Annotated in this window: 18 protein-coding genes; 4 read left to right on the top strand and 14 right to left on the bottom strand. The window is 69.5% G+C overall.

From position 1 onward, the window contains the following. Positions 1–12 precede the first annotated feature (12 nt). The 4 genes from BN977_RS19050 to BN977_RS19065 form a co-directional block, all read right to left on the bottom strand. Positions 13–1,206 (bottom strand): acyl-CoA dehydrogenase family protein, encoded by a 1,194-nt coding sequence (locus BN977_RS19050; protein ID WP_036400652.1) that lies wholly within the window; start codon positions 1,204–1,206, stop codon positions 13–15. A gap of 41 nt (positions 1,207–1,247) precedes the next feature. Beyond that, positions 1,248–2,606 (bottom strand): 4-aminobutyrate--2-oxoglutarate transaminase, encoded by a 1,359-nt coding sequence (gabT, locus tag BN977_RS19055; protein ID WP_036400655.1) that lies wholly within the window; start codon positions 2,604–2,606, stop codon positions 1,248–1,250. Positions 2,607–2,749: 143 nt separating this feature from the next. Next, positions 2,750–3,349: an L-lysine exporter gene (lysE, locus tag BN977_RS19060; protein WP_036400658.1), complete on the bottom strand. Its 600-nt coding sequence runs from the start codon at positions 3,347–3,349 to the stop codon at positions 2,750–2,752. An 84-nt stretch (positions 3,350–3,433) separates the two neighbouring features. After that, positions 3,434–4,117, bottom strand: a complete 684-nt coding sequence (locus BN977_RS19065; protein WP_036400660.1) for an O-methyltransferase — start codon at positions 4,115–4,117, stop codon at positions 3,434–3,436. Positions 4,118–4,395: 278 nt separating this feature from the next. Here BN977_RS19065 and BN977_RS19070 point away from each other — a divergent pair, with 278 nt between their 5' ends. Beyond that, on the top strand, positions 4,396–5,013 hold the full coding sequence (locus BN977_RS19070) for a TetR/AcrR family transcriptional regulator (protein ID WP_024451047.1): 618 nt from the start codon (positions 4,396–4,398) through the stop codon (positions 5,011–5,013). 25 nt (positions 5,014–5,038) lie between these two features. Here BN977_RS19070 and BN977_RS19075 read toward each other — a convergent pair whose 3' ends face one another. Next, positions 5,039–5,848 carry a DUF1906 domain-containing protein gene (locus tag BN977_RS19075; RefSeq protein ID WP_024451046.1) on the bottom strand — a complete coding sequence of 270 codons (810 nt, stop codon included), beginning with the start codon at positions 5,846–5,848 and terminating at the stop codon, positions 5,039–5,041. 158 nt (positions 5,849–6,006) lie between these two features. Here BN977_RS19075 and BN977_RS19080 point away from each other — a divergent pair, with 158 nt between their 5' ends. Then, positions 6,007–6,861, top strand: a complete 855-nt coding sequence (locus tag BN977_RS19080) for an HpcH/HpaI aldolase/citrate lyase family protein (protein WP_046872616.1) — start codon at positions 6,007–6,009, stop codon at positions 6,859–6,861. Between the two features lie 12 nt (positions 6,862–6,873). Here the strand turns inward: BN977_RS19080 and BN977_RS19085 are convergent, their stop codons facing one another. Next, positions 6,874–9,003 (bottom strand): DNA gyrase subunit A, encoded by a 2,130-nt coding sequence (locus BN977_RS19085; RefSeq protein ID WP_036400665.1) that lies wholly within the window; start codon positions 9,001–9,003, stop codon positions 6,874–6,876. Positions 9,004–9,013: 10 nt separating this feature from the next. Then, positions 9,014–11,047, bottom strand: coding sequence for a toprim domain-containing protein (locus tag BN977_RS19090; protein ID WP_036400667.1), 2,034 nt, complete (start codon positions 11,045–11,047; stop codon positions 9,014–9,016). 361 nt (positions 11,048–11,408) lie between these two features. On the opposite strand from BN977_RS19090, the gene BN977_RS19095 reads away from it, so the two are divergent. After that, positions 11,409–12,014, top strand: coding sequence for a class I SAM-dependent methyltransferase (locus BN977_RS19095; RefSeq protein WP_024451042.1), 606 nt, complete (start codon positions 11,409–11,411; stop codon positions 12,012–12,014). 6 nt (positions 12,015–12,020) lie between these two features. On the opposite strand, the gene BN977_RS19100 is transcribed toward BN977_RS19095, so the two are convergent. Continuing rightward, positions 12,021–12,878: a hypothetical protein gene (locus BN977_RS19100; protein WP_024451041.1), complete on the bottom strand. Its 858-nt coding sequence runs from the start codon at positions 12,876–12,878 to the stop codon at positions 12,021–12,023. Between the two features lie 83 nt (positions 12,879–12,961). Here BN977_RS19100 and BN977_RS19105 point away from each other — a divergent pair, with 83 nt between their 5' ends. Further along, entirely contained in the window at positions 12,962–13,183 is a 222-nt protein-coding gene (locus BN977_RS19105; RefSeq protein WP_024451040.1) for a hypothetical protein, read from the top strand. Here the strand turns inward: BN977_RS19105 and BN977_RS19110 are convergent. The 6 genes from BN977_RS19110 to BN977_RS19135 form a co-directional block, all read right to left on the bottom strand. After that, positions 13,170–13,439, bottom strand: a complete 270-nt coding sequence (locus tag BN977_RS19110) for an Ada metal-binding domain-containing protein (protein WP_024451039.1) — start codon at positions 13,437–13,439, stop codon at positions 13,170–13,172. The genes BN977_RS19105 and BN977_RS19110 overlap by 14 nt on opposite strands. Next, complete coding sequence (locus BN977_RS19115; RefSeq protein ID WP_036400669.1) at positions 13,436–14,146, bottom strand: 2OG-Fe(II) oxygenase; 711 nt, start codon at positions 14,144–14,146, stop codon at positions 13,436–13,438. The genes BN977_RS19110 and BN977_RS19115 overlap by 4 nt, the downstream gene beginning before the upstream one ends. Next, complete coding sequence (locus tag BN977_RS19120; protein ID WP_036400671.1) at positions 14,143–14,757, bottom strand: methylated-DNA--[protein]-cysteine S-methyltransferase; 615 nt, start codon at positions 14,755–14,757, stop codon at positions 14,143–14,145. The genes BN977_RS19115 and BN977_RS19120 overlap by 4 nt, the downstream gene beginning before the upstream one ends. Beyond that, positions 14,754–15,275 carry an RNA polymerase sigma factor gene (locus BN977_RS19125; RefSeq protein ID WP_036400674.1) on the bottom strand — a complete coding sequence of 174 codons (522 nt, stop codon included), beginning with the start codon at positions 15,273–15,275 and terminating at the stop codon, positions 14,754–14,756. Before BN977_RS19125 ends, BN977_RS19120 begins: the two co-directional genes overlap by 4 nt. A 127-nt stretch (positions 15,276–15,402) precedes the next feature. After that, a complete protein-coding gene (locus BN977_RS19130; RefSeq protein WP_036400677.1) occupies positions 15,403–16,458 on the bottom strand; it encodes a 3-deoxy-7-phosphoheptulonate synthase in 1,056 nt (351 codons plus the stop codon). A 242-nt stretch (positions 16,459–16,700) separates the two neighbouring features. Then, positions 16,701–17,618, bottom strand: coding sequence for an EamA family transporter (locus tag BN977_RS19135; RefSeq protein ID WP_084172623.1), 918 nt, complete (start codon positions 17,616–17,618; stop codon positions 16,701–16,703). Positions 17,619–17,636 lie beyond the last annotated feature (18 nt).

Below are 17,636 nucleotides of genomic sequence, written 5' to 3' on the forward strand. Positions count from 1 at the left end.
TCGGCCATGTGGTCAGCGGAATGCGGCGTGGCCGGTCAGCGCCTTGCCGATGGACAACAGGTGCATCTCGGAGGTGCCCTCGTAGGTGAGCACCGATTCCAGGTTGTTGGCGTGCCGCAGCGGTGAATACTCAAGAGTGATACCGCTGCCGCCCAACAGGGTTCGGCATTCCCGCGCGATGCCGATCGCTTCGCGCACATTGTTCAGCTTGCCGAGGCTGACCTGCTCCGGTCGCACACCCTCGGCGTCCTTGATGCGGCCCAGGTGCACGGCAAGCAAAGTGGCCTTGCCGAGTTCCAGGGTCATGTTGGCTAGTTTCTCCTGGGTCAGTTGGAAACTCGCCAGCGGGCGATCGAAGACCTCACGCGACTGGGTGTAGGCGATGGTCGTCTCCAGGCTGTCACGCGCCGCGCCGAGCGCACCGAAGACGATCCCGAACCGCGCCTCGTTCAGACAGGACAGCGGTGCGCTCAGACCCGCCGCATGCGGCAGCTGAGCCGATGCCGGCAGCCGCACCTCGTCGAGCACCAGCTCCGAGGTGACCGAGGCCCGTAGCGAGAGCTTGCGGTGAATCTCGTTGGCGGTGAAACCCGGTGTGTCGGTGGGGACGAGGAAACCGCGTACCCCCTCATCGGTCTGGGCCCACACGGTGGCGACATCGGCGAGGTTGCCGTTGGTGATCCACATCTTGGTGCCGGTGATGATCCAGTCGCTGCCATCGCGGCGTGCCCGCGTGCGCATCCCGGCGGGGTTGGACCCGAAGTCGGGCTCCGTCAAACCGAAACACCCGATCGCCTCGCCGGCCGCCAGGCGGGGCAACCATTCGTTCTTCTGCTCCTCGGAGCCGTAGCGGTGGATCGAGAACATCGACAGCGATCCCTGCACGGACACGAAACTGCGGAAGCCGCTGTCGCCGGCTTCCAGTTCCATGCAGGCCAGGCCGTAACTGACCGCGTTGGTACCGGCGCATCCGTAGCCGTCGAGGTGCATGCCGAGCACGCCGAGCGCACCGAACTCCTTGGCCAGTTCGCGCGGCAGGGTGGCCGACTCGAACCAGCCCTCGATGTTGGGCCGCAGCCGGGTGTCGACGAATTTGCGCACGGTGGAGGCGATATCGCGTTCGTCGGCATCCAGCAGCCGGTCGATGTCGAACAATCCCAGCGGGGAGTAGGTGGACGCCGAAGGCGTTGTGGTGGTTGCGGTCACGGTGGTTGCTCCAGGATCCTCGGATTGGGTGGTGTGCGGTATCAGAGCGCGGCGAAGCCGTCGCGCAGGACGCCGAGGGCCTCGATGAGCAGGTGGTCGGGGATGGTCAGCGGCGGCAGGAACCGCAGGACATTGCCGAAAGTGCCTGCCGTCAGGGTGAGTACGCCATTGTCGTGGCAATGCCGGGTGAGTGCGGCGACCGCGTCGCGGTGCGGTGTCCGGGTGCCGGGCAGGACGAGTTCGGCGGCGACCATCGCCCCACGGCCGCGGATCTCACCGATGACGTCGGTGCTGGTGGCGATGGCTTCCAGTTCGACGGTGAGGATTTCGCCGATCTCCCGGGCACGGGCGAGCAGCCCGCCGTTCTCGATCTCGTCGAACACGCCGAGGGCCGCGGCACACGCCACCGGGTTGCCGCTGTAGGTGCCGCCGATCCCGCCGGGATGCGCGGCGTCCATGATGTCGGCCCGGCCGGTGACCGCGGCCAGCGGCAGCCCGCCGGCCAGACCCTTGGCGGTGGTGATGAGATCGGGCACGATGCCTTCGTGCTCGCTGGCGAACCATGCGCCGGTGCGGGCGATTCCGGTCTGCACCTCGTCCGCGACGAAGACGATGCCCCGGTCCCGGCAGAAGTCGGCAACCCGGGCCAGGAATCCGTCGGCGGGCACGATGAACCCACCCTCACCCTGGATCGGTTCGACCACCACGCAGGCGACGGCGTCGGATCCGATCTGGCTGTCGACCAGCTGAGCAAACTGGGCGAACGCTTCGTCGGCGCAGTTCTGCGGCCCGGACGGCCAGCGGTAGGGGTAAGCCATCGGCGCCCGATAGACCTCTGGGGCGAATGGCCCGAAGCCGTGCTTGTAGGGCAGGTTCTTCGCCGTCATGGACATGGTCAGCAGTGAGCGGCCGTGAAAGGCGTGGTCGAACACCACCACCGCGGGGCGGTTGGTGGCGACGCGCGCGTACTTGACGGCGTTCTCCAGGGCCTCGCTGCCGGTGTTGAACAGCGCGGTGCGCTTCTCGTGGTCGCCGGGCGCGATGCGGTTGAGGCGTTCGGCCACCTCGATGTACTGCTCGTAGGGAGTCGCGAGGAAACAGGTGTGGGTGAAGCGGGCCACCTGTTCGGAGGTGCGCACCACCACTTCGGGTGCCGCGTTGCCGACGGTGGTCACCGCGATACCGCTGCCCAGGTCGATGAACGAGTTGCCGTCGACGTCGACCACCACGCCGCCCCCGGCGGCAGCGGCGTAGACCCCCGCGGCACTGGCCAGGCCCGCCGGCAGGGCGGCGTGCCGACGGCCGGCCAGCGCCAGCGATCGCGGTCCAGGGATATTGGTGACCAGCCTTCGCTCTTGCGGTAGTGCCGGGCCGCCGAGCACGGAGTCCGCCAGCGTCATATCGATCGTCCCTTTCGCCGATTTCACGTCAGCGTAGGAAGGGAGGGCTCGTCCCTCCATCGCCGAATTGGACAATATGTCGGCGTATGTTGTCCGACTCGGCGATGTCGCGGACGAACGGGACGAGCTGCCAGGGCGTCGCGTTACGAGAGGGCCATCCACGCACCGAGCGCCACCATGATGACGGCGATGGTGCCGTCCAGGATGCGCCACGTCAGCGGCGTCGCGAACAATCCGGCCAGCCGCCTCGCGCCCAGGCCGAGCCCGGTGAACCACAGTGCGCTGGCCGCCACCGAGCCGGCCCCGAAAAGCCAACGCTGATCCCGGTGTTCGTTGGCCAGTGAGCCGAGCAGCACCACGGTGTCCAGGTAGACGTGCGGGTTCAGCCACGTCATCGCCGCGCAGGTGAGCAGCACCTCGGCCAGCCGGGCCGGATTGCGCTCGGAGGGATTCAACGCCGACGGGCGGAACGCCCTGCGGGCCGCCAGCACTCCGTAACCGATCAGGAAGGCCGCGCCCCCGAGTTTGGCGACGGTCATCGCGTCGGGGTGAGCGCTGATCAACGCCCCGACGCCCGCGATGCCGGCCGCGATGAGGATGAGGTCTGACAGGGTGCACATCGCGATGACCGGAATGACATGTTCGCCGCGGATGCCCTGACGCAGCACGAAGGCGTTCTGCGCACCGATGGCGGCGATGAGCGTCATGGTGGTCAGGAAGCCGAGCAGGACGGGCGAACTCATGAAAACGACGGTAGGGGAGTGCTTCGATGCAGTACAGCTAATTATTTTTACGGTGCTTAAGACCTGCTCATGTCGGAGGGCGCCTCATCCCGTGAACACCGACAGTTCGTTCCCGCGGCTCGGCTCGAACGGAAGTGCCACGGACAGATATGCGGTGCCGGGGTCGCGGACATGGTGCCGATAGGCCGGTGTTGCGTTCTCGGCGAGGATCAGTGCGTTGGACCGCAGGTGTGGTTCCAGCAGCCGAAGCACGGGGAGGTAGAGGCTGAACGCTCCGTCGAGATGGACGAGGTCGATCGGTCCGCCCGCGCCATGCCGCAACGTGTCCAGGGCGTCACCGGTGCGGATCTCCACCACGTCGGCCAGGCCCGCGGCGTCGAGATTCTGCAGTGCCCGAGCGGCTTTGGCGGGTTCCAGCTCGGTGCCGACGACCGTGCCGCCACCGTTGTCCCGGACCGCGCAGGCCAGGTGAATCGTCGAAATCCCGAAGGAAGTACCGAATTCGACGACGCGCGCCGCTTGCCTGCCGCGCGCGCAGACGTAGAGCAGCCGCCCGAACTCCGGCGTGACGTTGAGGAAGTTGTTCACGGCCTGGCGGTAGAGACCCTTGTAGTCACGCGCCTCCGCGTCCAGCAGGGCGGCCACCGGTTCGATGCCGGGCTCGGCGTGCTGCTGTAAACGGGTGATCATCGCAGCGTCCGCGATCTCGGCTTCGGAGAACAGCCGTTGCAGGACGTCGGCGACCGGGGCTGTGGTGAGTGACTCCATCGGGTGCTCCCTGTCCTGTGCGGTGGTGGCGTTCGAATGTGGCTGCGGCAGAACGAGTTCAACTCGTCCGACAGAGGAATTATCGCGGCCGCGGCGCGGCCTGGCTACTCGCGTTCTGCGCTCGTCATCACCGGCGCGTGCCGGAGTTTCCGTCGGGTGTCGCGCCGGTGCTGCTCACATTCGGTGTGGTGATCGAGCCCATGCGCGCGGCGCAACGCACGGCGGTCCGGTGCGATCCGGTTTAGGCTGGGGTCGGCGCACACAGCGAGGAGGGTGTAGTGACAGCCGAGGGGACACTTCAGCCGCGCAAGCGCCCGCGTCAGCGCCGATCGGAACTCACCCGCGACCGGATCCTCGATGCGGCGGTCACCGTGTTCAGCGAGTACGGATACGCGCGGGGGACGACGAACCGCATCGCCGCTTTCGCCGATGTTTCCATCGGCTCGCTCTATCAGTACTTCCCGAACAAGGACGCCATCGTCGCCGAACTCGCCTCCAGGCACTTGGACGCCGGCGTCACGACGGCCGCCCAGCGCCGATCGCTGTACGGACCGGCCTCGCTGGAGCAGGTGATCGGTGACATCGTCGGCGCCGCGATCGACAACCACCGCCAGGATCCGGAGTTCCTTCGGGTCCTCGTCGAGCAGGCGCCGCGCTCACACGAGTTGCTGGTGAGGGTGGCCCAGCGGCGCACCGAGTCGATCGAGGCCATGCGGGAGATCCTCGCGGCGCACCCCGAGGTCGCGGTGGTCGACACCGAGGCGGCGGCCCGACTGGTGGTCATCACGGTCGAATCGGTGGTCCATCACGCATTGGCGGCGCCGCAAACGCTCGAAACAGCGGATCTGAGCCGGCACCTGGTGGACATGCTGACGCGCTATCTCGCGGCGGCCTGACGGCCGGCCCAACCGGAAACACCGGTCAGGGGTGCAGGTTCCACTGCCCGCAGTCCTGGGCCAGCACGTCGTTGACGTCGACCTCCAGCCCGCCTACCACCGGGCCCGGATTCGACGCGGTGCTCACGATGCGCTGATAAAGAACGGCGGCGGGGTGGATCTGCCCGCGCGACCAGGACCGGGTCTGCCACGCCCAAGCCCGGCCGGGCGTACTGGAACGGCCGATGACACCGTCGGCGATGGCCCACTGGCACGGGTTGATACCCGCATAGATGCCGGTGCGCTGCACCCCGATCACCGAGTTGATCCCGCGAAACCATTGCAGGGCAACGTTGTTCCATGTATTGCGGTCGATGTCGTCGTCGACGCTGAAGAAGATCGGCGCGCTGCGCCCGCCCCCGGCCGCGGTGTGCAACTGCCAGGCGGTGCGCGCGTCGGCGACACCCCCGGCGTAGCCGCGGGTGAAATCCGACGGTGCCGTCCCGCCGGGTTTGCCGTATTGGTAGTTGCTCACGATCACCAGTCCGGCGGCGGTGAGCGACTGGGCGTAGGGCAGGGTGATCGGCTTGGCGCCGAAGGACGATCCGGGCCGCGATGTGGAGACGTAGTTGATCACCCCGGAGTGGCCGGCCGCCAGGATGTCCCTGGCGGGTATCTGGCGCATGGCGAAGTCGATCAGGGTGGGCGCGGCGGCCGACGCCGTCGGCATGCCGGTCGACGCCAGGGCGGCGCCGAATCCCACCGCGGCGGTCGCCGCGCCGGCATAACGCAGCGCATCGCGCCGGGACACCATGCGTGATCGCCGGCGATGCGGCGTCCACGGCTCGTCGGACATTGCGCAATGTTAACAGAGTGGTCATTGTGAATGAAGTGACTGACGCGTTCGTGGCCGTCGCCGGCGGCGTGAGTTGTTCTCGTGAACATAATGTGCGGAATCTGGTGCTGACCCGGCGTGGACCCGACGATCTAAACGGCATCGTCGAGTGGGAGGTCATGAGCGTGGGTTCATCGCGGGTCGCCGAACGCATCCGTAGACCGCACTGGTCACTGGCCCGGACGTGGCTGTTGCAGCCGGGCCTGCCCGGCGGCGGGGACGCATTCGACTCCGCGGCGGCCGGGCGCGCCGACATCGTGGTGCTCGACATCGAGGACGGCCTGCCCGACTCCCAGAAAGCGGACGGTCGCCAGGCGGTGGCCGAGTACCTCGGCACCGGCGGGCGGGCGTGGGTGCGGATCAACTGCGTCAGCACACCGGCATGGTCGGCCGATCTGGACGCGCTGGCGCAGACCCCGGGCCTGGCCGGTGTGATGCTGGCCAAGACCGAGGGCGCCGACGATGTGGCCGCGACCGCCGCCCGGCTACCCGAGGGAACGCCGGTGGTGGCACTGGTGGAATCGGCGCTCGGCCTGGAATCGGCCGCCGATATCGCACGCACCCCCGGCTGTGGCCGAATCGCTTTCGGCGTGGGCGATTTCCGCCGCGACACCGGTATGAGCGATGACCCCACCGTGCTGGCCTACGCCCGGGCCAGGCTCGTCGTCGCGAGCCGTGCCGCGCAGCTACCGGCGCCCATCGACGGACCGACACTGCGGACCGCAGCGAACCGGCTGGCGCGGGAGACCGCCGTGGCCAAGGCCGCCGGGATGAGCGGACGGCTGTGCCTGGATCCCGCACACGCCGAGACGATCAACAGTCTGCTCAGCCCGTCGCCGATGGAGATCGACGAGGCACGCCGCACGCTCGCCCAACTGGACGCACCCGCCGGCCCCTACGACGGAAGCGTCGGCCCCACCAAGGCGCGCGCCGAAGCGGTGCTCGCTCTCGCGGCCAAACTCGGCCTGGATTAGACGCGCGGAACCCTACTCGGCGGGTGTCACATCGGTGCCGGCCCCCTTGACCGAGGCCTTCGCCCGGTTCTCCGCCCGCACCGGCTTCTTGCCGCGCACGAATCCGGTGGCCGAGATCGACGCCGCCAGCAGCGCAGCTTCGCCGGCCGCGAACGGATGGAATCCGACGCCCGCGCCGCCGCGCCCCTTCACCGGGATGTCGGCGACTTCGGTGACCTTCCAACCCTTTTCGGAGATGGACAGGATGGCCTCGCCGTTCTGGCAGGAGATGGGCAGCGCTGCGATCACCTCATCGCCGTCCGCAGCGAGCTTCACGCCGGCCACGCCGTTGCCTGCCACGCCCTGCGGATTCACCGCGGCCGGGTCGATCCGCAGAATCTTGCCGCGCCGCGTCACCAGAGCCAGGTGGTACCCCTCGGGCAGCACACCCGAGCGCAGCAACCCGGTGATGTCCGGGGCCACCGGGATGTCCCGGATCTTGAACGGCAGGCCGCCGCCGGTGGTGAACTTGATCCGCCCGTCGGTCCAGACGGCCCAGCCCAAACCCGAGGTCAGCAGCTCGCCGTGGCTGTCGGAGAACACGCCCCGATCATCGAGGCGCCACGCGGTGTTGACCTTCCGCTCGCGGGGCCCGTCCTCGTCCGACCCGGAGGTCACCGGCGTGGCGTCGAAGTCGAGCACGGTGCGACGGTCGAATTCCGGGCCCTTGAACAGCTTCGCCGTCTCGACCAGCTCCTGATCGATCACCGTGCGGCGCGCATCGGGGTTGGCCACCAACTCGGTGAGCTCGGCGAACTCGGCGTCCAGCTTCTCGGCTTCGGCCTGTAGTTCGATGACGTCCAGCTTGGTGAGCCGCCGAAGTTGCAGTCCCAGCACGTAATCCGCCTGTTCGGCGTCGATGGAGAACCTCTCCTGCAGACCGTGGCGGGCCTCGTCGACGGTCTCGGAGCCGCGGATCACCGCCACGGCCGCGTCGATGTCCAGGTGGATCGTCATCAGCCCGGCCACCAGGTGCCGGCGGGCGGCCACCTTCTCCAGTCGGTACTCACTGCGGTGCAGCACCACCGAATCGCGCAGGTGCAGGAACGCGGAGATCAGTTCACGCACCGACCACCAGCGCGGCACCCGGTTCTCGTCGAGCGCCACCAGGCTGGCGGCGAAGGTGGACTCCAGCGGTGTCAGGGCCAGCAATTGTTCGCGGATCTGCTCGGCGCTGTGCCCACGTTTGGCCGTCACGACGATGCGCAGCCCGTTACGGCGGTCGGTGAGGTCCGACATGTCGGCCACCCCGGACAGCTCGCCGGACTCGACGAGGGCCCGGATCCGGTCCTGCACGGTGTTGCTCGCGACACCCGGCGGGAGTTCGGTGATGACGCAGTTCTTCCCGTCCACCGACACCGTGCCGCGCACCGTGAAGGCGCCACGTCCGGTGGTGATGTACTCACGCAACCCGGCGGTGCCGACCACGGTGGCCCCGCAACCCCAGTCCGGACCGGGAATGAGTTTCACCAGCCGGTCATCGGTCATGTTCGGGGTCTTCAACAGGGCCCGGCAGGCCGCCATCACCTCGCGGGGATTGTGCGCGGGCACCTTGGTGGCCCAGCCCTCGGCAATGCCGACGGCGCCGTTGCACAGCAGCACTGGCCATTGGGCCGGCAACCACGTCGGCTCGACCCACTCACCGTCGAAGGTGGGCACCATCGGCACCGCGTGGCTGTCGAGTTCGGCGGTCAGCGCCGCGCCGGGGGCCGACAGCCGCATCTCCGTGTAGCGGTCGGCCGCGGGAATGTCACCCTGGATGCGGGGGAAAGCGCCTTGCCCGTCAATGACTTTCACGCGCTGGAACTCGGCGGCCATCAACGCCGCGGCACCGTACATCGATGCGCCGCCGTGCGGATGCAGGTTGCCGGTCACCGCCGAGCAGACCTTCGAGGACTTCTGCGGCTTGTTCCCGGGCAGCAGTTTGGAATCGTGCATCTGGTAGAGCAGCCGCCGCTGACCCGGCTTGAGCCCGTCGAACGCCGACGGGATGGCGCGATCGCTGACACTGTAGAGCGCGAAGGTCAGCTGGTAATGGTTCCAGTAGTCGTCGGCGCTCTGGTCGAGCACCAGGTCGGGATTCTGCTCGATAACGGCGGTCACGGGGTGTCTCCTAGGTCAGGTCCAGCGCGGAGGTGTCGACGCGGGAGGCGATATCGGCCATCCACGTGCGCCGGCCCTCGGGTGGCCCGCCGAACAGGGTGTGGTGCAGGTTGCGCTCACCGTCATCGGGATGAACCCGAATCACGGTGCGGCGCTGCGGATCCAGCACCGTGTTCCAGAAGTCGTCGGCATCCATCTCACCGAGACCCTTGTTGCGTTGGACTTCCACACGTTTCTTGGAGGTCGCTTTCAACTGGGCCACCGCGGCGTCGCGCTCGGACTCGTCCTGGCAGTAGATCCTCTCGTCGCCGTTCTTCACGACGAACAGCGGCGGCATGGTCACGTACACCATGCCCGCCTCGACGAGGGGTCGGTAGAAGTCCAGGAACATCGAGATGAGGCTCGAGTTGATGTTGCCGCCGTCGGGGTCGGCGTCGGAGGCGAACAGGATCCGGTCGTACCGGCACTGCTCCGGATCGCAATGATCACGGATGCCGCAGCCCAGGATCCGTTCGATGGCATCGAACTCGTCTTTCACCCGCGCCTTGCTGACGGTGAACCCGTAAACGTTGGGTGGCTTGCCTTTCAGCGGGAACGCCGCCTGGAACGTGGCGTCGCGCGCCGCCTTGATGGTGCCCAGTGCGGAATCGCCCTCGCACAGGAACAGCTCGGCACCGGACCCGCGCCCGGTCTCCCGGCTGGGCAGCAGCTTCGGCGGCAGCGACAGGTTGGTGCCCAAGCCCTTGGCCTTCGACGCCGCCCGGGACCGCGCCTTGGCACCCTCGGCGCTGCGCCGGGCGCGAGCCGATTCCAGGGCCAGCTTGGTCCACAGCGTCACCACGTCACCGTTGGCGGGATTGGCGGCCCAGATGGTGACGCTGCGCGCCACGTCCGGCGCCATCGCCACGTTCAGGGAGCGGGAGGACACCGCGGTCTTGGCCTGGGAGTCCCACGCCACGTCGGGGGCGCGGGTGTCCACCGCCAGCGCGGTGACGGCGGCGAAGTCCTGGGGTTCGGGGCCGTCCTCACCCTTGGCCAGGCCCAGGTCGCGGATGCGGGATGCCCGGTCGGCCAGCGCCTCGGACAACCCTTTCACCGCCGCCGTCAGATGTGATCCGCCACCGGGGGTGCGCACGGTGTTGCAGAACGCGGCCACCGTCGCCGGTTCGGCCGGCCCCGCGGTCAACGACCAACGGAACGGGGTCGGGCCGCGGCCGGTGGTGTACTCACCGCGGCCCTCCACGACGGCGCGCACCTCGGGCAGCGGGGTGCCCGCCGCGGTGCACATCAGGTCCAGCAACGTGTCGGTGCCCCAGGGGCCGCTGAACGGCTGCGTCAACGCCGGCGGGACCTCGCCGCCGGGCCAGCCCTCGTCGACCACCACCAGGTGCACGCCGGGCGACATCCGGGCGGCGGCGTGCGCCCGTAACAGCACCTCGCCGATGTCGATGCTGGAGTCGGGCACGACGGCCTGGTCGAACAGGATGCGCACCTCGGTGCCGTGCGCATCCGGCTTGCGGTTGCCCGCGCCGCGCAGTTTCTGCGTGTCGGCGCGGGTGAACGGGGCCTCCGGATCGAAATCCTTGCCCTCGAAGACGCCCGGATAGCCGCCCCCGAAGCTCTGCAGATAGGTCTTCCCACCGCGGCGCACCGTCACGTCGGTCCTGGCGGAGATGAACACGGCGGCCGCTGCGCCGATGCCGTTGAGGCCGGCGCCCGTGCTGCTCGCGTCGGCGTGGGCGGAGAACTTGCCGCCCGCGCGCGCGGTGCCCAGCGTCTTGACGATGCCGTTCTTACCGGTCACCGGGTCGGAGTCGACGGGCAGGCCGCGGCCGTCGTCGGCGACGCTGACCGATCCGTCGGCGTGCAGGGTGATGGTGACCGTCGATCCGCCGTGGCTGGGGTCGGCAACCTCTTCGATGGCATTGTCGACCAGCTCGCGCAGCGCCGTGTTGAGGACGTCGAGGCCCAGGTTGACCGCCGGCCGCAGGCGGGTGTGCTGGACATCGTCGAGCTCGGTGATGTCAGCGGCGTTGTAGCTCACGGCGGGTCCTTTCCTTGCCGGGCCGGGTGGGCGAGGACCGAGCCTGGGTCCTGGCGGGTTCGCGGTCGTCATCCGCGACGCGACGCGTGGTGCCGGCGACCGGTGCTCCGGCACGGTCTGCCGCAGAGATACTAGGCGCCCCGGGCGACAAGTTTGCGCACCCGCACCGGGAGCCACGGGCACGGCTGGATCACACCGTGCTCCGGCTGGACACCCAGATGCGGCGCGGTGAACCGTTCGTCGCGCACTCGACCAGGCACCTCATCGAGGCGCGGCGCTGATACCTCCTTGCGCGCAACGTTTTCGGGTAGCGGCCACGTTGTCCGCCGGGGACGGCGAACCGGCCTGACACAATGGTCTCATGGTCGAGCAGAGCCTCTGGATGCAAAAGGTCGCCGCCGACCCCGGGCACTCGCAGTGGTACATCGACCGCTTCCGGGCCATGGCGGCCGCCGGCCGCGACCTGGACGGCGAGGCCCGCCTGGTGGACGCGATGGTGCCGCGTGGCGCGCACATCCTCGACGCCGGCTGCGGGCCGGGCCGGCTCGGCGGGTACCTGGCCACGGCGGGGCACCGGGTGGTGGGTGTCGACGTCGACCCCGCGCTCATCGAGGCCGCCCGACAGGACCATCCCGGGCCGCGCTGGCTCGTCGGTGACCTGGCCGAACTGGACCTGCCCGCACGTGGCATCACCGAACCATTCGACGTCATCGTCTCGGCGGGCAATGTCATGACGTTCTTGGCCCCGAGCACCCGCGGCCCGACGCTGGCCCGGCTGCGCGCGCACCTGGCCGCCGATGGCCGGGCGGTGATTGGGTTCGGCGCCGGTCGCGACTACGAATTCGACCGGTTCCTCGACGACGCCGCCGACGCGGGCTTGCAGCCGGATGTCCTGCTCTCGACGTGGGACCTGCGGCCGTTCGCCGACGACTCGGATTTCCTGGTCGCGATCATGCGGCCGGCCTGACCCGCCTCACCCCTCGTCGAGTCGGGCAAGTTCGGAATCCGCTTGCCGCAGGGCCGTTTCCGCGGCTTCCAGGTTCTGGTGCGCGCGGTCGGCCGCACGCTGCGCGTCGTCGTACTCGCGTTGTGCCGTTGCGACATCGTGTTCCGCATCGGCCAGCGCCGCCCGCACTTCCGTCAAGCGGCCGCGGGCGGTGCCGAGCTGCTGCTGCCGCTCGTCGGCGTGTGCGGCGGCCTCGGCATGCGCGCTGCGGGCCTCGTTCAGTGCGCTTGCGGCGGTCTCGCGCCGGCGCAGCGCTCGCCCGAGCGCGGCCCGGTCTTCCGGCTCGGCGGGTGCCGGTTTGTTCGCGGGCGCGGTCCGCTTCGTCGCTGGGGCCCGTGTGCTCACCTCCGAGGACGCCCCGAAATCGGCGAAACCCGACCAGGTCTCGGCTTTGGAGAGCCGCCCCAGACGGGCGGCGACTTCGGGGTCGGCGACCGCGGCCTGCAGGGTGCCGGCCACCTCCTCGCGTAGCGCCGCCGTCGGATTTGCCGGCCCGGCCGCCGATACCGCTGCCGTGGTGAGTTCCTGCATCAAAGTCCGCTGCGCCTTGGACAATTCGCGGATTCGAGGCCCGTCCATGTCGGCATGCGCGGTGCGCAAAGCCTGATAGAGCTCGGCCAGCCTGGGCCGCACCGTCGGATCGGTCAGCACCAGCAGATTGACCACCCACGCCGAGGTCGTGGGTCGCCGCGCCGCACCGATGGTGCGGGCCGCGTCCGCGTCCCCACGCTCCTTGGCGGCGGTGGCCAACTCCTTGCGCCGGGCGGTGAACCGCTCCGGCGGAGTACGGAAGAGGTCGTCAAGGTCGGTGTCAACGACAGACATGCAACCAAGCCTCGCTTCCTCGGTGCCGCGATGAGATGGCGTCCCGGCGGGTATGCCCAACCATGCATCCAGTAGAGGCGCTCATGGCGGAATTTGCGCAACGCGGCATCGCGGCGCGCCCCGGCCATCGCGGCACCGAACGCTCGGTCCGCGCCGGCATCAACAACGTCGAGGTCGACATTCGCTTCCACGACGGCGGCGTCACCTGGCAGGGCAACGACGGCCGGATACACCGCAGGGCTGGCGACAGTGCACCCGGCACCCTGGCCGACGCGATCGTCGAGAGCCTGCTCAACCCGGCCTGACCGGCAGGCCGGCCTTCCACCGCCGATAGGCCCGTGGCAGGCAGACCGCGCAGGGACGGTACCCGGCCGCGACCGCGGTCGGCTCGTCGGCGAAGAACACCCGGTGCGCGGCATAGCCGCCGGCCGCCAGCGCCCGCAGCGCCGACGGGCAGTCCAGCCGCCCGTACAGCTTGCCGCTCCGGTGCCCACCGACGGTGCCGGGGACGGCGCTGCGGTAGGACCGCCCGTCGGCACCGACGAGCAGATAGCCCGTCATGCGGCGTCGTGGAACACCAGACCGAGGCTGAACCTGGTTCCGCTCAACACGGTGGACACCCCGTGCCGGACGGGTGCCGCCGACCACCCGCGCCGGGACGGCACCGGACGATCACGGGTGGTGAACACCAGCCCGTGGCCGTGCGGAATGAGCATCGCGGTGCCCCGCGACTGCGCCCGCGGGCGCTGCTCGTAGAGCAGGAACTCGCCGCCGGTATGGTCGACGCCGGGCGCGCTGAGATTCACCACCACCTGCAGCGGAAACACCATCTCCCCGTACAGATCTCGGTGCAGGGCGTTCCAGTCGCCCGGCCCGTACTTCAGCAGTATCGCCGTCGATTTGCGTTGCCCCGCGGCGTGGCATCGGCGCAGCCACTCGTCCAGGCTGTCCGGCCACGGCGCGTCGCGCCCCAACTTGGACCACCAGTCCCGCGCGATCGGCACCAGGCGGGGGTAGAGCGCCCGTTTGAGGTCCGCGACGACCGCCGGGTAGGGCGTGCCGAAATACCGGTATTCGCCCTGCCCGAAGCGGTATCGGCCCATGTCCACGGTGGAGCGGAACCGCGCGGCGTCGTCGTACAGCGCGGCGATGGCGGCGGCCTCGGGCGCCGACAGCAGTGGCCCGGTCGACGCGGCACCGACGGCATCCAATTCGGCGTGCACGCCGTCCCAGTCCACCGCCGCCACGCGGTCGGTGACCGGGGTCATGCGGCCTCCAGGTCGAGCAGCAGCCGCTTGGCCTGCGGGCCGCCGAGGTAACCGCCCATCGTCCCGTCGCTGCGGACGACGCGATGACACGGTACGACCACCGGTAGCGGATTGGTGGCGCAGGCGGTACCCACCGCGCGGACGGCCTTCGGGTTGCCGGCGAGTTCGGCGACCGCGGCGTAGCTGGCGGTCCGGCCGTATCCGATCTCGGGCAGGTGCGCCAGGACGGCACCGCGGAACCCGGCGGCCAGCCGCCAGTCCAACGGCACGTCGAATTCGCGTCGCGCACCGGCGAAGTACTCCTCGAGTTCGCGTGCCGCGGTGTCCAGACGGTCGGGTGCCAACACGATGCGGGGGCTGACCTTGTCGGCCAGCCGCTGCAGCACGGCATCGTGGCCCTCGTTGGCGTACGCGACCCGCAGCAGCCCGACCTCGGTGGCGGCGATCAACAGCGGCCCGACGGGGCTGTCGACCACGCGGTAGGCGATGTCGAGGACACCGTCGCGCTGTGCGGCCGCGGCCAACCGGTGCTGCAATGCCGCCAGGTGTCCGGCGTCTGCGCCGGTGACGGCGGTGAGGGGGCCGATGACGTCGTGGTGGTCGGTGATCATGAGTGCTGTCCTTTCCTGGACGCGCCCGACGCGGCGGGCGGAGAGCTGAGGCGACGGCGCAGCGCGGCTATCCCGTCGGCGGCAGCGCGGCGGGCGGCGCCGGGGCTGCTGCCGGTGATGTCGGCGACTTCGGTGTAGGGCAGGCCGGCCAGATAGTGATAGGCGACGGCCTGTTTTTGTTTGGGCGACAGGCGGTTCACCGCGTCGATGAGGTCCTGGTGTTCCCCATGGTGATCCCCGTCGTGCGGTGCGGTGGGGTGCTCCGGGAGATCGGCGGTGGGGACGGCGTGCCGGGCGCGGCTGCGGAGGATGTCGATGGCCTTGCGGTGTGCGATGGTCACCAGCCAGGCCGCGACGTTGGCATCCGCCGGCAGGTCCGGATAGGCCTTCAGCGCGGATAGGAAGGTCTCCGACCAGGCATCGTCGCCGTCGACGGGACCGACCAGAACCCGGCAGACCCGCAACACCGTGGGGCCGTGCTCGGAAACCACCGCCTGGAAGGGCTGTTTGAGTGTCACACCAAGTAGACGGCCCAGCCGCGGGTTTTGTGAGGATCAATTCGACGGGGCGGCGAACAGGAGCGCGTCGGCCGAGGTTTCACGCTTCTCCTGTCCGCCGGGGGTGCCTCGTATTCTCGCAAGCCGGTCAGCCGGCGGCGGCGAACAGCCGCGCGAGCACCGTGCGCGTGGTGTCGAAGCCCATGCAGGCATCGGTCACCGATTGCCCGTAGACCAGGTCGGGGCCCAGACTCTGGGCGCCGGCCACCAGGAAGCTCTCCAACATCAGACCGCTGATCCCGCGTTCGCCTGCCGCGATTCGGTCGGCGATCTCGGTCGCTACCTCGGCCTGGCGGACATGATCCTTGCCCGAATTGGCGTGTGAGCAGTCGATCATCACCAGGCCGGGTAAGCCGGCTCGCTCCAGATCGTGCACCGCGTTGCGGACCGATTCGGCATCGTAATTGGGTCCGGCCGTGCCGCCGCGCAGAATCACGTGGCAGTCCGGGTTTCCGGCGGTCTGTACCGCCGAGCCCTGGCCGAGCTCGTCGATGCCGAAGAAGACATGTTGCGCTGCAGCCGCGTTCACGCCGTCGATGGCCACCCGGAGGTTCCCGTCGGTGCCGTTTTTGAACCCGACGGGCATGGACAGGCCCGAGGCCAGCTGGCGGTGAATCTGGGATTCGGTGGTGCGAGCACCGATGGCGCCCCAGGCGATGGCGTCGGCGATGTACTGCGGGCTGGTGGGTTCCAGGAACTCACAGCCGACCGCGAGCCCGAGCGCGCCGATGTCGAGCAGCAGTGCCCGCGCGGTCCGCAACCCGCGTTCGACGTCGAAGCTGCCGTCCAGCCCCGGATCGTTGATCAGGCCCTTCCACCCGACCACGGTGCGCGGCTTCTCGAAGTAGACGCGCATGACGATCTTCAGCCGGTCGGCGTAGTCGGCGGCCAGCGGCGCCAGCCGGCGGGCGTAATCGAGGGCGGCGACCGGGTCGTGCACCGAGCAGGGGCCGACGACAAGCAGCAGCCGGTCATCGCGGCCGGCGAGGATATCGGCGATCTCGTCGCGGTGACGTTGGACGTCGGCGGCCAGGGCCGCGGTGAGCGGCAGTTCGGCCCGGATGTCCCGCGGACTGGGGATGTGGCGGAACTCGGTGATCCGTCGGTCGGAGGTGGGGATGTCGACGGCGGCGGTGATGGTCATGATCGGGGTGGTCTCCTTGATTGATATCAGGGCTCACCCGACCCGTCCGGTGCCCTGAAATGACGAAAGCAGTGACCGAAAGGTCACTGCCGGGCTCCGGGTGGTGGCGTCGCGCGCTGGTTACCGCACTTTATCCGTGGCTCCACCCGGAGCCGGGATAAAGCGCCAATAGCGACGCAGGCCGATGTTCACGAGGTCGACTATAACCACTCCGCCGGGATCGGGCGAACACCGGGCTGACCTCAGCCCGCACCGATCTGAGTCAGGTCGGGCCGCGCCGGGGTGGCGTCGGGGCGTCGTCCCCCGACCGCGGCGACCGCGGACGCGATCACCACCGTGACGATCGCAGCGGTGTCGACCCAGGTCAGCGATTGGCCGAGCAGGGCCCAGCCGGCGATGCCCGCGACGGCCGGTTCGAGGCTGAGCAGCACGCCGAACGTCTGGGTGTCGAGCCGGCGCATCGCGGCGAATTCCAGGCTGTACGGGATCACCGAGGACAGGACGGCGACGGCCGCGAGTGGCAGCAGCAGGCCGGGGGCCTGGGGCAGCGCCGGCAGGGCGGGCACGGCGAACGGCAGGGTCGCCGCGGCCCCGACCAGCATGCTCACCGGCAGGGCGCCGTGGCCGGGCACCCGGGCGCCGACTCGCTTGCCGGCGACGATGTAGAGCGCCCAGAAGCCCGCGGCGACCAGGGCGAGGACGACGCCGACGGCGTCGAGATGGGTTGTCGCGGTCCCCGAACCGTGCAGGCCGAGGGTGGCGATGGCGATCGCCGCCGCGGCGACGCACAGCAGGTGCCGGCGACGCCGGGCCAGCACGGCCGCCAGCAGCAGCGGACCGGCGAACTCGATGGTGACCGCGGTCCCCAGCGGAATTCGCGCGATCGCGGCGAAGAAGAAGCCGTTCATGCCGGCCATTGCCAGCCCGAACAGCAGCACCGATTTCCATTGCGCCGGTGTCCAGTGCCCGACGCGGGGGCGGAACACCGCCGCCAGCAGGCCGCCGGCCACCAGCAGCCGGAACATGACCGGCAGACCGGCGCCGAGCTGATGCAGCAGGGGCGTCGCGACCGCGGCGCCGAACTGCAACGAGATACACGACCCCAGCACCATCAGCACGCTTTGGGTGGACCCGGAGCGGTGGGGCGCGGACGACGGCATGACACCAGCCTGTCAAGA

The sequence above is a fragment of the Mycolicibacterium cosmeticum genome (assembly GCF_000613185.1).
Taxonomy (GTDB): Bacteria; Actinomycetota; Actinomycetes; order Mycobacteriales; family Mycobacteriaceae; genus Mycobacterium; species Mycobacterium cosmeticum.